This window comes from Cuspidothrix issatschenkoi CHARLIE-1 (genome assembly GCF_002934005.1).
GTDB classification, from domain to species: domain Bacteria; phylum Cyanobacteriota; class Cyanobacteriia; order Cyanobacteriales; family Nostocaceae; genus Cuspidothrix; species Cuspidothrix issatschenkoi.
In genome coordinates, this window is the sequence record NZ_PGEM01000164.1 from 1 (window position 1) to 14,806 (window position 14,806).

At 36.6% G+C, this 14,806-nt stretch carries 15 protein-coding genes and 2 pseudogenes; 9 read left to right on the forward strand and 8 right to left on the reverse strand.

Annotated features, from left to right (window positions below):
* Positions 1-288: 288 nt before the first annotated feature.
* From CUN59_RS22520 to CUN59_RS22175, 3 genes and pseudogenes are all read left to right on the forward strand, one after another.
* Positions 289-561, forward strand: a complete 273-nt coding sequence (locus tag CUN59_RS22520) for a protein kinase (RefSeq protein WP_165790227.1) — start codon at positions 289-291, stop codon at positions 559-561.
* 15 nt (positions 562-576) lie between these two features.
* Positions 577-1,068, forward strand: a pseudogene (locus CUN59_RS22525) (protein kinase domain-containing protein); the annotation flags it as partial.
* A gap of 108 nt (positions 1,069-1,176) precedes the next feature.
* Positions 1,177-1,752 (forward strand): GUN4 domain-containing protein, encoded by a 576-nt coding sequence (locus tag CUN59_RS22175; protein ID WP_243406985.1) that lies wholly within the window; start codon positions 1,177-1,179, stop codon positions 1,750-1,752.
* Between the two features lie 53 nt (positions 1,753-1,805).
* Here the strand turns inward: CUN59_RS22175 and CUN59_RS18595 are convergent, their stop codons facing one another.
* The 6 genes and pseudogenes from CUN59_RS18595 to CUN59_RS18620 form a co-directional block, all read right to left on the reverse strand.
* A complete protein-coding gene (locus CUN59_RS18595) occupies positions 1,806-2,381 on the reverse strand; it encodes a Uma2 family endonuclease (protein WP_104389242.1) in 576 nt (191 codons plus the stop codon).
* Between the two features lie 651 nt (positions 2,382-3,032).
* The gene (fcmB, locus tag CUN59_RS22790) at positions 3,033-4,916 is read right to left on the reverse strand and encodes a filament morphology actin-like protein FcmB (protein ID WP_497706925.1); all 1,884 of its coding nucleotides are present in this window, start codon (positions 4,914-4,916) and stop codon (positions 3,033-3,035) included.
* Between the two features lie 114 nt (positions 4,917-5,030).
* Positions 5,031-5,183: pseudogene (locus CUN59_RS18605) on the reverse strand (Uma2 family endonuclease); the annotation flags it as partial.
* A gap of 314 nt (positions 5,184-5,497) precedes the next feature.
* Positions 5,498-6,073: a Uma2 family endonuclease gene (locus CUN59_RS18610; protein ID WP_104389244.1), complete on the reverse strand. Its 576-nt coding sequence runs from the start codon at positions 6,071-6,073 to the stop codon at positions 5,498-5,500.
* Between the two features lie 34 nt (positions 6,074-6,107).
* The gene (vapC, locus tag CUN59_RS18615; protein WP_104389245.1) at positions 6,108-6,521 is read right to left on the reverse strand and encodes a type II toxin-antitoxin system VapC family toxin; all 414 of its coding nucleotides are present in this window, start codon (positions 6,519-6,521) and stop codon (positions 6,108-6,110) included.
* 2 nt (positions 6,522-6,523) lie between these two features.
* On the reverse strand, positions 6,524-6,718 hold the full coding sequence (locus tag CUN59_RS18620) for a type II toxin-antitoxin system VapB family antitoxin (protein ID WP_104389246.1): 195 nt from the start codon (positions 6,716-6,718) through the stop codon (positions 6,524-6,526).
* A 274-nt stretch (positions 6,719-6,992) separates the two neighbouring features.
* Between CUN59_RS18620 and CUN59_RS18625 the strand changes: the two genes are divergently transcribed.
* Positions 6,993-7,244, forward strand: coding sequence for a type II toxin-antitoxin system Phd/YefM family antitoxin (locus CUN59_RS18625; RefSeq protein WP_104389247.1), 252 nt, complete (start codon positions 6,993-6,995; stop codon positions 7,242-7,244).
* Positions 7,225-7,485: a Txe/YoeB family addiction module toxin gene (locus CUN59_RS18630; RefSeq protein WP_104389248.1), complete on the forward strand. Its 261-nt coding sequence runs from the start codon at positions 7,225-7,227 to the stop codon at positions 7,483-7,485. Before CUN59_RS18625 ends, CUN59_RS18630 begins: the two co-directional genes overlap by 20 nt.
* Before the next feature lie 83 nt (positions 7,486-7,568).
* Here CUN59_RS18630 and CUN59_RS22385 read toward each other — a convergent pair whose 3' ends face one another.
* Together CUN59_RS22385 and CUN59_RS18635 are read right to left on the reverse strand one after the other, a co-directional pair.
* Complete coding sequence (locus CUN59_RS22385; protein ID WP_279327319.1) at positions 7,569-7,691, reverse strand: hypothetical protein; 123 nt, start codon at positions 7,689-7,691, stop codon at positions 7,569-7,571.
* A 353-nt stretch (positions 7,692-8,044) separates the two neighbouring features.
* Positions 8,045-9,148 carry a pentapeptide repeat-containing protein gene (locus CUN59_RS18635; protein WP_104389249.1) on the reverse strand — a complete coding sequence of 368 codons (1,104 nt, stop codon included), beginning with the start codon at positions 9,146-9,148 and terminating at the stop codon, positions 8,045-8,047.
* A gap of 407 nt (positions 9,149-9,555) precedes the next feature.
* Between CUN59_RS18635 and CUN59_RS18640 the strand changes: the two genes are divergently transcribed.
* From CUN59_RS18640 to CUN59_RS18655, 4 genes are all read left to right on the forward strand, one after another.
* Positions 9,556-13,542, forward strand: a complete 3,987-nt coding sequence (locus tag CUN59_RS18640) for a magnesium chelatase subunit H (RefSeq protein ID WP_104389250.1) — start codon at positions 9,556-9,558, stop codon at positions 13,540-13,542.
* 157 nt (positions 13,543-13,699) lie between these two features.
* The gene (locus tag CUN59_RS18645; RefSeq protein WP_096566385.1) at positions 13,700-13,978 is read left to right on the forward strand and encodes a type II toxin-antitoxin system RelE/ParE family toxin; all 279 of its coding nucleotides are present in this window, start codon (positions 13,700-13,702) and stop codon (positions 13,976-13,978) included.
* Between the two features lie 76 nt (positions 13,979-14,054).
* A complete protein-coding gene (locus CUN59_RS18650; RefSeq protein WP_096669003.1) occupies positions 14,055-14,366 on the forward strand; it encodes a HigA family addiction module antitoxin in 312 nt (103 codons plus the stop codon).
* Between the two features lie 40 nt (positions 14,367-14,406).
* Positions 14,407-14,742 (forward strand): hypothetical protein, encoded by a 336-nt coding sequence (locus CUN59_RS18655; protein ID WP_104389251.1) that lies wholly within the window; start codon positions 14,407-14,409, stop codon positions 14,740-14,742.
* Positions 14,743-14,806: the final 64 nt, after the last annotated feature.

Here is a 14,806-nt window from a genome sequence, read left to right on the forward strand (position 1 = left end):
CCTATATATTGAGGGGATACGTTTTTTGTTTCCTTGTCTACGTCGGTCTTTATTTAAATTATATCGCCATTAAACTTTTAGGCAAACTTACAAGTCAGCACTTGCACTATCGTCACCTCAATCACTTAAGTAAGGTCAGTGAATAAACGAGAAGCTATTGGGTTTCATACTTTAACTTAACCTACAAGATCGGCGAACTGCTTGCAGCAGTGCTTCGCTATCGCACTAAGTTATAAATAGATTATACTAAACAATTATGTATAGATAAGACTATTAATACAGGTAAAGATGACTACACTTCTGAGTCGTTATAAAATCATTAAAAAAATAGGTCAAGGTGGGTTTGGACATACTTATTTAGCTGAAGATACCGCCTTACCAGGAAATCATAAATGTGTAGTTAAGCACTTAAAGCGCAATCCTGATCCTGGTGTATTGGCAATTTCTCAAAGATTATTTGAAAATGAAGCCAAGATATTACAAGATTTAGGTAAATATGATCAAATTCCTGCCCTTTATGCTTATTTTACAGAAAACGGGGAATTTTATCTTGTGCAATAATTTGTAGATGGATATGATTTGAATACAGAGATTATTCCTGGTAAAAAATTAAGTGAAAAACAGACAATTAAACTACTGCAAGAAATTCTGGAAATTTTAGCAATTGTTCATCAACAAAATATTATTCATCGAGATATTAAACCATTAAATATAATGCGTCGCCGTGCTGATGGTAAAATAGTTTTAATTGATTTTGGAGCAGTTAAAGAAATTGCGGCTTTTACAGTTAATTCAACAGGGAAAACAAGTTTAACTGTAGGTATTGGTACACCTGGATATATGCCTTCTGAACAGGCAAATGGTAAACCAAAATTTGCTAGTGATGTTTATGCTGTAGGAATAATTGGGATTCAAGCGGTAACGGGTTTATTACCAGCACAACTTCAGGAAGATTCGATTACTGGGGAAATAATTTGGCGAAATCATGCTCAAGTTAGTGATAGATTTACTGAAGTTATAAATAATATGGTACGTGACCATTTTAGTCAACGTTATAAAAATGCCAGCGAAGCATTACAAGCATTAAATACAATTGATAATAAGAAAGATTTTTCTACTAAAATATTTGCTGGTTTTGGTGTAGCAATAGCTGTTAGTTTTGCCAGTGGTTATGCTATGAATAATTTATTCTCTAATCAAGGTGATCCAAAAGTAGCTGCAACTTCTCAACCTGTTCAACCTGTTGTTAAACCTAAAAATCCTCCAAAAGTAACTTCAACTCCTCAACCTGTTGTTAAAATTACAACTAATAAAGCTGCCTTTCGTAATTTAGATAAACTTTTAGCAACTGGAAAATGGAAAGAAGCTGATATAGAAACCTATAAGGTAATACTGAAAATAGCGCGTAGAGAAAAAGAAGGTAATTTAGATTTTAACTCTATCAAAAATTTTTCCTGTTCTTCCCTAAAAGATATAGATAAACGTTGGGTAAAAGCATCAAATGGACGTTTTGGTTTTAGTGTCCAAAAACAAATTTGGAATGATATTGCAGGTACAGTGGGCTATAATTATGATAACTTTAACAAGTTTGCTGATCGCGTTAGATGGCGGAGAGAAAATAACTGGTTGCGTTACTCAGACCTTACCTTCAATATTAATGCACCAAGAGGACATTTACCAAATACACCTCCAGAATATACTAGCGTTAGTTTTCGCAGGATGATACCTCTTATTTCACCTTGTAAGCTGTAAATTTTAATCGCTTATTACTCTATTTACCTGGTTAAATAAATAGCTATATAATTTTACCAAATCATCCCCAAATTCAAAACAAAACCCTTTAAAACATCTTCCCCCGAAACCGTAGCAGGAGAATCCAAAACCTCAACCTCCTTTCCTTGTCTATAAATCTCCACTTGACGAGATTTCCGATTAATTAATATACCCAAACGTACACCATTATCCATATATTCCCTCATCTTTTCCTGTGCAGTCTTCAAACTATCACTAGGAGAAAGTAACTCAATTACAAAATCAGGACAAATAGGAGGAAACTTTTGTTTTTCTTCATCAGTTAAAGTATCCCATCTTTCCAACTTGATCCAAGAAGCATCAGGAGAACGATCTGCACCATTTGGTAATTTAAAACAAGTAGAAGAATCAAAAGCAATGCCAGTACCATCAGCATCAGTCCAGTTCATTAATTGTTGAGTGATTCTACCATTACGATTTCCCGTTTCTCCCCCCGTTGGTGGCATAATTATTAACTCTCCATTGGCATTTCTTTCAAATCTCAATTCGCGGTTATTTTGACATAGCTCAAAAAACTGCTCATCAGTCATTTCTATTAATGATTTCAAATTGACAGTTAAAGCATTCATTGTCATATCCTCATTGAGTGTCCAGGGAGAAAATTTAACTATCTCATATCCTATTCTATATTATTAGTTACCAATTAATAGCAACTACCCCATAAGCGATGCCTAGGTCGTGCTTTGCTATCGCACTCCAACATTCCCCAAACAGCGATCGCCTACTCTTTACTATCGCCTATTTTTGATCCTTGATTCAGGGGTGAACATAGATGAACGGAGATAAACGCGGATTTTTTATCTGAATCAGGATGTCCAGGATTTGAGGATGTACAGAATGTAATTGCTCATTTGTTTGTTGGTGGTTAATGTTGTAATTGTCTGATAGCCTAGCGTGGCGTTAGTGATATCAGAATAAACAAAATCATCCCCAAATTTTCACCAACAATTATTAAATAACATCCTGTAAATCCTTTAATCCTGGTTATCCTGATTCAGACAAAAAAATCATAACTGACCACAAACCAATTCTTGATTATTGATTTATCTGTAATTTTCCTACTTGAAGAAATAACGAACCACTCTAGACACAGAGGAAGAAGATTATCTTTGGGTTATAAGATCCCCCACTTCTTATTTGATCATATAAATCAATTATTAGTTATGTTCAGAAATCGGGGATCTAGTTAGATCACTTCGCTGGGTTTATTTTATCATTGATCATTCTTCTGACCTAAAAGCGTGAGAACCAGATAATTGAGCTTCTCCGTAAATATACTGCCCTAAAGCATTAGCTTGGCGAGAAGGTGCGGCTAAATAGGCATTTACCTGATTTTCTTTCAACAACCTTTGCAAATCTTCCCATAAAAACTCACCACCACCACCTGTAATAATTACATACGTTACCCTTTCTGGCAACCAAGCAAGGATACGGGAAGAAGTTTCTCTAGAAAACTGCTCTGTTAAATTGGGGATAAAATCATCTAAGTTTGTAGCTTTACTCGCACCTTTGGGACGGTAAAATCTTTCACCCTTCGGTTTATTAACAGCAGCAATTAATCTTAATGATTGACTATCCGCGCCGTCTATTTCCTTAGCTACCATTTCATAAAACTGGCTCATGCCACAGTCTTCACTCTTAGAAGCACCTCTAACAAAGCGGAAATTATCCACCATGACCATATCAATAGTTTGATGTCCAATATCCACAATTCCCAGACATATTTTTGTCAAATCAGGCATTGTGGTGGGTTTATTTGGTTGAGCTTCTGACCACAGTAAACTACCATAACCATTTGGCATTATCCATACTTTAGTGATATTTAAAAATACAGATTCACCCCGAAAATTAAATAGATGAGGTCCGGTAATCATGCTAATCAATTGTGCTTTCTCTATATCAAATTGGTATAAGAAAGGTAAACTTATCACTACTGATATTTCATCTTTGAGTTTAAAATAACCAGCCGCAGCCAACACTTTTATTAACGCATCCTCTAGTTTTGATTGACCAACTCCTAAATTCGCGCCACATTCTGCTGCCATTTGTCCTAAAATATAGCCACGACCTTGATGTACTAACCATACATCCATTAAAGGGTCAATAGGATTAAGAGATATTCTATACTCGTCTATATCATGATAAAAAGTGTTTGAAAATGAGATTTGCTTGATGTTAGCAGGAATAAATGCTACATTATCTAGCTCACAACTAACACAGGCTTTTGTACTGGTTCTACCTAAATCAACACTAAGAATATTTTCCAGTAATAGTTCTCTATTGTTGTCCGTTACACTCTCTAAAAGCGGTTCATCTAAAAGTGTTTCATAATAATCATCAGGAATAATAATTAAATTCTCTTTTATTTCTTCAAGAAATTCATTAGCTTTCTTTACTAATGATTTCAAATCATCCATAGATTCTGTCGTAGCTTCCCTCGTAATCTCGCACATTAATGAAATAATACTTTGGTGTAATTCCACCGCCAATTTTATAGATTCTTTTTCAAATGCAACTAATAAATCAACTAAGTCACTATCATAAGTGAAAGCATCAATATATTGTGTATTTTCAGTAGCTAACTGATGGTATTCTTGCTCTAACTTGGCATATTTATCAATTAATTGATCAATGGTTTTGGTTTTTTCTGCAATTAATTCTTTTTGCGTTGTATTTTCCGCAGTCAGTTGATCATATTTTTTCTGTAAATTTCCATATTTATCATTTAACTCACTGATAAATTGTGTATTTTTGGTAATTAATTGTTGAGAATTAGCTAAATTCTCAAGATGTTGTTTATTCTCATCAGCTATTTGATGATATTCTTGGTCTAGATTCTCATATCTACTCGTTAATTCATCAATAATTTGTGTGTTTTGTGCAATTACTTCTCTAGCCTGATTTAATTCATCAATCTTTTTTGTATTTTTATCAGTAAGTTGATGATATCCCTTTTCTAAATTGGTATATTTATCACTTAATTCATTAGCAACTTTTTTGTAATGTTTAGCTGCTTGTCTATTCTTACCTCCCGCAGCATAAGCAGCAAAAGCACCAATAGCAAGACCCATAACACCAAATAAAAAAGGAATCATCGCTATCATAAAATTTTTTACCTATTATTTGCTAGTTTTCTAGGAGAGACTAATCATATACAATGTAATTAACCCCAATAAATCAAAAATAATTTACCTGGTTAAATAAATACCTGTATAATCTTACCAAATCATCTCCAAATTCAAAACAAAACCCTTTAAAACATCTTCCCCCGAAACCGTAGCAGGAGAATCCAAAACCTCAACCTCCTTTCCTTGTCTATAAGTCTCCACTTGACGAGATTTGCGATTAATTAATATACCCAAACCTGCACCTTCATTGACCATAGCATATTGTCCCTGTACTGTCACGTAGGCATTAGTATCTATTTTCTTGAGGTTACTCATTTGGCACTCACCAAGCTAAAGGGACGACTATTTTTAATATCCTCTTAATTATACAGAGGTATTTACTTATTTTGCTACCACTAGCATATTTTCTATATCATTTTGTGTCAGATATAGGACAAAACCCCGACAGAATCAGAGTTTTCTGCTAAAAAACTCTTATTGCCGAAAATAATTGAAGTTACAAACTGCCATACTATCCCTGACAAGCTTCATAAAAGCACGCTTTGAAGTAGCTTGTTTTACCAAATCATCCGCAAATTCAAAACAAAACCCTTTAAAACATCTTCCCCCGAAACCGTAACAGGAGAATCCAAAACCTCAACCTCCTTTCCTTGTCTATAAATCTCCACTTGACGAGATTTGCGATTAATTAATATCCCCAAACGTACACCATTATCTATATATTCCCTCATCTTTTCCTGTATAGTCTTCAAACTATCACTAGGAGAAAGTAACTCAATCACAAAATCAGGACAAATGGGAGGAAACTTTTGTTTTTCCTCGTCAGTTAAAGCATCCCATCTTTCTAACTTGATCCAAGAAGCATCAGGAGAACGATCTGCACCATTTGGTAACTTAAAACAAGTCGAAGAATCAAAAACTATACCCTCCTGATTTTGTTCATTCCAAATCCAAAGTTGAGCAGTAATACCCGCATTACGATTTCCCGTTTCTCCCCCCGTTGGTGGCATAATTATTAACTCTCCGTTGGGATTTCTTTCAAATCTCAATTCGCGGTTATTTTGACATAGCTGAAAAAACTGCTCATCGGTCATTTCTATTAATGATTTCAAATTGACAGTTAAAGCACTCATTGTCATATCCTCATTGAATGTTCATGGAGAAAATTTAACTACGCTCAACAGGCAATAAAATAATAGGGATATGTACTAGAAAATTCTGAAAATCATTGTCAGTGGAGAGAATGCTGTAGCTGCGACGATGAGCAACTGCACAAATCAAAAAATCAGTATTTGAACCCTGAATGCCTTTACTCCGGCAGGTATTAAAAAACTCAGAGGCAAGTTCGTAGTCTTCAGACATGAGTTCTAAATCAGGGAAAGCTCGGAGGTGATCTCGCAGACGGGTAAACTGTTCAAAATTGCGGATTCCAGAGAGAATTTCCTGACGAATTGCGCCTAGTATGGCCACTTGGTCATCAGTGATTAAATTCTGCAATATTGTGACTGCTGGGGAAGAATCAGGTGGTGTTTTCCGACGTAGAGCCAGTGACCAAACGGAAGTATCAACAATAATACTCATGCTTAATGACGTTGCTGCTTATAATTATAGGTTTCGTCATACTCGATAGTTCCAAAGAGGTCTAATACTTTGAGCCGCTTACGACGTTGAATATATTCGCGCAGCGCTGTTTCTACTAAAGAATCAATGTTCACCTGATTGTCAAGTGCCAACGCCTCTTTTAGTAAGGCTTCGTTGATGTTGAGAGATGTGGTCACAATCAATTCTGATCCTCAAAATGACTGAATAAATGGTAGCGCACTCTAGGTGATGAATTTCATTCATCCTGCGGAGTGCTTCGCTATCGCACACAACCACCCCAATTTTAAGCGAACTGCTTGCAGCAGCGCTTACGCTATCGCTCTTAACAAACCTTTCTAGACCCAGAGTAAGAGAAAAGTGATTGCTTATGGAAAATAAATTCATAAGGGCGATGAATCTATTTAAGTATAGATGTTATGATAAGAAGAAAGAAGGAACTCAATATAAACTATGATTACTGGAATTAAACAAAAGGCAACTGTTGGTAAAAATGGCAAGATTGAATTACCTACAACTGAGTTCTCAGAGGGAACAATTGTAGAGGTGATTGTGTTAGTTGATCAAGAAAATGTTGAAGATGAAACAACTTATCTTTTAAAGTCGGAACCTAATAAAAAGCATTTACTAAAAGCCATAGAAAATGTAGCAAAAGGAAATTTAATTTATGTTGATTTAGATGAATATGAAAAAAGTAGCATTTGAACCAAAAGCTTTTGAAGAATTGGGACAATGGGGAACAGAGGATAAAAAAGTCTTTAAAAAAATATTATCACTCATTAAAGATATCCAAAGAGAACCATTTTCAGGTATAGGAAAACCAGAACCATTAAAATATGAATTACAAGGTTACTGGTCTAGGAGAATTACCGATGAACATAGGTTGGTTTATAAACTTGAAAAAGATTTATTAATTATCATTTCCTGTAAATATCATTATGATTGATATAAATGCGATCCCTGCGGAGTGCTTCGCTATCGCTCATAACTGCCCCAATTTTAGGCGAACTGCTTGCAGCAGCACTTACGCTATCGCTCTCCCAACTTATTCCTAAATAGCGATCGCTCACAACCCCCTAATTTTAAACGATCGCACTCCCAACTTATTCCTAAATAGCGATCGCTCATAACCCTAATTTTAAAGGATCGCATCCCAACATCCCCAAACAGCGAACTGCTTGCAGCAGCGCTTCGCTATCGCACACAACCCCCAATTTTAAACGATCGCTCTCCCAACATCCCCAAACAGCGATTCCTACGAAGTGCTTCGCTATCGCAGTTAAAATTGTTCTGGTGCATTGGGATTATTAGCCATTTGCTCCGTCATATTTTTGATCAAAAATCATAAAAATTCTAGGTTTCATCATAGCGGTTCATGATTTCTTGAATTTCGTTCATAGACGAGATTTTACATTTATGATAATAACCCTATTGGCGTATTATAACTGACGGGGGGACAAAGTACCTTGAACCCAATCTAATTTTATTTTAAAGGTTTCCTCTTATCATAATAATTTTCCCATGTATTTTTTTACATATTCTCCATAATGATAATATCTCCATCTGAGATAATCATCACCAGGGCATACCCCAAAATTTTCATAAGATGGTAATATTATCCCGTTAAATTTTTGATATTCTGAGCTATAAATTAAAGAAGATATCATTTCTATTTGTTGAGAATCAGACCTTATTTCTATCCGTTTAGTATCTGGATGAATAACAATTATATTGAGGTCAAAAAGAATATGTAAATCTGCCCTTAATAGAATACCATTTTCTGGGCTATTGTTCTTTTTATCAAGACTATAAGGCTTGATATGGGCTGCTTCTAATACATAATTAGTATTGGAATCTGTAATGGCGCAACGACATCTATAACATTTAAGTAATGCGGCTCTAAATTTTTGCTGTCCTTGTTGTTTCTGAATATAATTTTGAATTTTAACACAAACTTCTTGAATTTGTGTATCTGTTCCATTTTCATAAGTTAATTTTTCTGAAGTTCTGACATTATTGTTATAATTATATCGTTTTCGAGTTTTATTCAAGCCATATTCATTGGGGTCAAAGCCAACAGGAAAATTAGTTTTATCGTCATATTTAGCCTTACTCCATCTAACATCACAATTTTTCCATCCTTTACATTCTTCTAAATTAGCTCCATGAAGTTCCGCATATTCAAAATTTGCTTCATGAAGGTCTGCACGTTTCAAATTAGCATTTGTAAGGTCTGCTCCTTGAAATTGTACTCCCCGAATAACTGCTGACTGTAAATTAGCATTTCTCAAGTCTGCATTTTGAAAGTTTGTAGCGAAAATATCAGCAAATTGTAAATTAGCATTTCTTATATCTGCTCCTTGAAAGTCTGCTCTATGAATATCTAATCCTTGAAAGTTAGCATCTTGACAGTTAGCTTCTATAAATACCAGTATTCCATCTTCATAATATATGTGATCATTTAATTGATATGCTTTACATTCATCAAAAAGTGAACGCTGTGAATTATTTTTTTTATAATTTTTACACTCTTCCAAAAACTCTATAAATTTTACACCTTGGAGATTTGCGCCTTGAAAATTGGGATATTTTGAGTATAAGGAAATCATTGCTAAACCATCTCCTACCTAATTACATCGTTATAAATTCAATATTTATTATAACCAATAATTAACGCTGTATCTTTTAATCACAGTTTCTTAATCGTCAGTTAAAAAATAACCTCAATAATACCATGACCTGTTGAAATCACTAAATAATTCCGTTAGTTTATAACTAAGTAATTATTTGGTTATGTAAACAAAATTTAAAAACAGGTGAGAGAACCTGTATTCTTTGTTAAGATTCATGAATAAATATGTTGTTTTCTATATCATTTTGTGTCAGATATAGGACAAAACCCCCACAGAATCCGAGTTTTCTGCTAAAAAACTCTTATTGCCGAAAATAATTGGAGTTACAAACGGTTATGCCGTGAGGAACTTCATGAGAACACGCTTGAAAGGAGCTTATTTGAATGTTTACCCAAGTCAAGTCCACGATTCGACATATTGCACCTGACGATTTACGGGGGCGTAAGTTAATCAAGGTTGTCTATGTCGTGCTAGAATCCCAATACCAAAGTGCATTATCACAAGCGGTACGGGAAATTAACGCTAATCATCCCAGCGTAGCCATAGAAATCAGTGGATACTTGATTGAAGAACTACGCAACTCTGAAAACTATGAGGAGTTGAAACGTGATATAGCCAGTGCTAATATATTCATTGCTTCTCTGATTTTTATTGAAGACTTAGCACAGAAAGTAGTTGCCGCAGTTGAACCCCATCGTGATAATCTCGATGTGTCGGTTGTCTTCCCCTCCATGCCTGAAGTTATGCGCCTCAATAAAATGGGTAGCTTCTCTTTGGCGCAGTTAGGACAATCCAAAAGCGTCATCGCTAACTTCATGAAAAAGCGCAAAGAAAAATCTGGCGCTGGTTTCCAAGATGGAATGTTGAAGTTATTACGGACTCTTCCCCAAGTGCTGAAATTCCTACCGATGGAAAAAGCACAAGACGCGAGAAACTTCATGCTCAGTTTTCAGTATTGGCTAGGTGGTTCAGCGGAAAACCTGGAAAACTTTTTACTGATGCTGGCTGATAAATACGTATTAAAAGGTGCAGAAAAAGAAAGCTTTGCTGCTGCTGAATACCAAGCACCAGTTGTTTATCCCGACATGGGGATCTGGCATCCTTTAGCGCCGACTATGTTTGAGGATGTGCGAGAATATCTCAACTGGTATTCTGTCCGCAGGGATATTTCTAGAAATCTCAAAGACCCCCTTGCACCATGTGTAGGATTGGTTTTACAAAGAACTCACCTAGTTACCGGCGATGATGCCCATTATGTGGCAATTGTCCAGGAATTAGAATCATTAGGGGCAAAAGTTTTGCCTGTTTTTGCTGGTGGTTTGGATTTCTCTAAACCAATAGAATCTTACTTCTATGAACCTACAACTAAATTACAATTGGTAGATGCGGTAGTCTCTTTAACTGGTTTCGCTTTGGTGGGTGGACCAGCGAGACAAGATCATCCGAAAGCTATTGAAGCCTTAAAACGGTTAAATCGTCCCTACATGGTGGCTTTGCCTTTGGTCTTCCAAACCACCGAAGAGTGGCTAGATAGCGATTTGGGGTTACATCCCATTCAAGTGGCTCTACAGATTGCTATACCTGAATTAGACGGGGCAATTGAGCCAATTATCTTATCAGGTAAAGATGGGGCAACTGGAAAAGCGATCGCCCTCCAAGACCGTGTAGAAATTGTTGCCCAACGCGCCTTAAAATGGGCAACTCTGCGCCGCAAACCTAAATTAATCAAAAAAGTTGCTATCACTGTTTTTAGCTTCCCTCCCGATAAAGGTAATGTGGGTACAGCCGCATATTTAGATGTATTCGGTTCTATCCATGAAGTCATGAAAGGACTGAAAAACAACGGTTACGATGTACGAGACATTCCCGAAACTCCCCAAGAGTTGCTAGAACAAGTCATCCACGACGCACAGGCACAATACAACAGTCCTGAACTCAATGTTGCTTACAAAATGTCTGTGCCAGAATATGAAGCACTGACACCCTACTCCCAACGTTTAGAAGAAAACTGGGGACCACCTCCCGGAAACCTCAACAGCGACGGACAAAATCTCTTGATTTACGGGAAACAATTTGGTAATGTCTTCATTGGTGTGCAGCCAACATTTGGTTATGAAGGCGACCCCATGCGGTTGTTATTCTCCCGTTCCGCAAGTCCCCATCATGGTTTTGCAGCTTACTACACCTATCTAGAACGGATTTGGGGCGCTGATGCTGTGTTACACTTTGGTACACATGGCTCATTGGAATTCATGCCTGGTAAGCAGATGGGAATGTCTGGTGATTGTTACCCAGATCAACTAATTGGCTCAATTCCTAACCTGTATTATTACGCAGCCAATAACCCCAGTGAAGCCACAATTGCCAAACGTCGCAGTTATGCAGAAACAATTTCTTACCTGACACCACCTGCGGAAAATGCTGGTTTATACAAGGGTTTGAAGGAACTTAGCGAGTTAATTGCTTCTTACCAAACTTTGAAAGACACAGGCCGGGGCGTTTCCATTGTCAATTCCATCATGGATAAATGCCGCATTGTCAACTTAGACAAGGATATTCACATTCCTGAAACCGATTCTAAGGATATGTCCTCGGAAGAACGGGATAATATCGTTGGTAACGTTTATCGGCGGTTAATGGAGATTGAATCGCGGTTGTTACCTTGTGGACTGCACGTAATTGGTAAACCTCCCACTGCCGAAGAAGCGATCGCCACTCTGGTCAATATAGCCAGTTTAGATCGACAAGAGGAAGAAATTCAAGGTTTACCGGGAATTATTGCCAAAAGTCTGGGACGCAACATTGAGGATATCTACAAAAACAATGATGCCGGAATTTTGGCAGATGTGCAACTATTACAAGATATCACCCTCGCTACCCGTGCGGCTGTTACAGCTTTAGTTCAAGAACAAATTGACGCAGAAGGTAGAGTGATAGCGGTTTCTAAGTTGAACTTCTTCAACATGGGTAGAAAAGAACCTTGGGTAGAATCATTGCATCAATCAGGTTACACCAAAGTTGACACCTCTGCGTTAAAACCCCTGTTTGAATATTTGGAATTTTGCTTAAAACAAGTTTGTGCAGATAACGAACTGGGTGGACTTCTCCAAGGTTTAGCCGGTGAATATATTTTACCCGGACCCGGTGGTGATCCTATCCGTAATCCTGACGTATTACCCACAGGTAAAAATATTCACGCATTAGATCCCCAATCTATCCCCACTTCTGCCGCAGTCCAATCTGCGAAAATCGTCGTTGATAGGTTGTTAGAACGGAACAAGTCTGAAAATGATGGAAATTGGCCAGAAACTATTGCCTGTGTCCTCTGGGGTACAGATAACATCAAAACCTACGGTGAATCCCTAGCCCAAATTATGTGGATGGTGGGAGTGCGTCCAGTTCCCGATGCTTTGGGACGGGTGAACAAGTTGGAATTGATACCCTTAGAAGAATTGGGTCGTCCCAGAATTGATGTTGTCATTAACTGTTCTGGTGTATTCCGCGACTTGTTCATTAACCAAATGAACCTGCTAGACCAAGGTGTGAAAATGGCCGCTGAAGCTGATGAACCTTTGGAAATGAACTTTGTCCGCAAGCACGCTTTGAAACAAGCGGAAGACATGGGTATCAATCTGCGTCAAGCTGCAACTCGCGTTTTCTCTAATGCCTCTGGTTCTTATTCTTCTAATATTAACCTGGCGGTGGAAAATAGCACTTGGGATAGTGAAGCTGAGTTACAGGAAATGTATTTGAAACGCAAATCTTTCTCTTTCAATTCTGATAATCCTGGGGTTATGGATGAGTCAAGGGAGATTTTTGAAACTACTTTGAAAACTGCTGATGCAACTTTCCAAAATCTCGATTCTTCGGAAATCAGTTTAACGGATGTTTCCCACTATTTTGACTCTGATCCGACTAAGTTAGTTGCAAGTCTGCGTGCAGATGGCAAGAAACCATCTTCTTACATTGCAGATACAACTACAGCGAATGCACAGGTGAGAACTTTATCGGAAACTGTGCGTTTGGATGCGCGGACGAAGTTGTTAAACCCCAAATGGTATGAGGGGATGTTGTCTCACGGTTATGAAGGTGTGCGGGAACTTTCCAAGCGGTTGGTTAATACTACTGGTTGGAGTGCGACTGCTGGCGCTGTGGATAACTGGATTTATGAGGACACGAACGAAACCTTCATCAAAGATGAGGAAATGCAAAAGCGTTTGATGAATCTCAATCCTCATTCTTTCCGCAAGATTGTTTCTACTTTGTTGGAAATGAATGGACGCGGTTATTGGGAGACTAGCGAGGAGAATTTAGACCGGTTGAGAGAGTTGTATCAGGAGGTGGAAAATCGGATTGAAGGTATAGAATAGGATTACATGGGCAGGTTTTATACCTGCCTCCTTAATCATGAAATAAAATTAAGAGAGAATTGATTTATAACTTACGCACAATTAATGAAGAAATGAACCACGAAGGCACGAAGTACACGAAGGAATAAGAGTTTTAGAGAGTTATTGCGTAAATCCTATGATTCAAACATTTAAAAATAAATCCTTAGAAAATCTGTTTAAAGAAAATTTTAATAAAGGAGTTCCCGCAAATTTAGAAAAGAAAATTAGAATTAGATTAGAAGTTATAGACTCAGCTTTAATAGTAGATGATATTAGATTACCTGGTTATGATTTACATGAATTAAAAGGAGATAGGAAAGGAACTTGGTCAATTAAGGTATCGGGAAACTGGCGGATAACTTTTAAATTTGAAGATGGTGATGCTTATGATGTTAATCTTGAAGATTATCATTAATTCCTGTGTTAATATGATATTAATTGGGTAGAAATTGCTAAATAGCAGTAGCCAAATTTATTAAGGAGTATTGATTATGAATAATTTGCAAGACATTACTCAAGATAGATTAGTAAGACCAATACATCCAGGTGAAGTAATTGCAGATATTTTAGATGATTTAGATATTAATCCTAGCAATTTTGCAGAAATTTTAGGAGTATCTAATCAAACAATTCAGGAAATTATTAATGGTGAAAAATCCATTACAGTAGATATTGCAATTCGTCTGGGTAAAGCTTTAGGTAATGGACCGAGATTGTGGTTAAATCTTCAGCAAAAAGTTGATGTTTGGGATGCTTTGCAAAGTCATAAGGAAGAATATGAGCAAGTTATGACTTTGGTTTAAAAAATAGTAAATTTTTAAGATGTAGATAGTGTCTAAAAATATGAAATTAAAACATTACTTAGCATTGACATTTAGTGTAAGTTTATCCGTGCTACATTGTGAAATATTACCAGCTTATGCACTGCCAGGACAAAGTATAAAAACAGTAATTCAATGGTCTCGAAATCATGCAAAAATTCCACCTTTAACTTCTGTTAAAAAGCTAGAAGAAGGTTATCCAGACTATAGTAGTAAAACTTCTTTTAAAAAATATTCTGTTAGTTTTGATGTTTGGATAAATTCAAAAGGTATTGTGACAGAAGAAATGATAGATGCTAGAAACTATGAAAATAATCGTGTAAATTTAGAGTTTACAAAAAATGTATCGGCTCAATAAGTAGGGGTAAAAGAGGAAAATAAGTGCAACGAGGTACACACAGTGTGATAAAATAGGAGACATG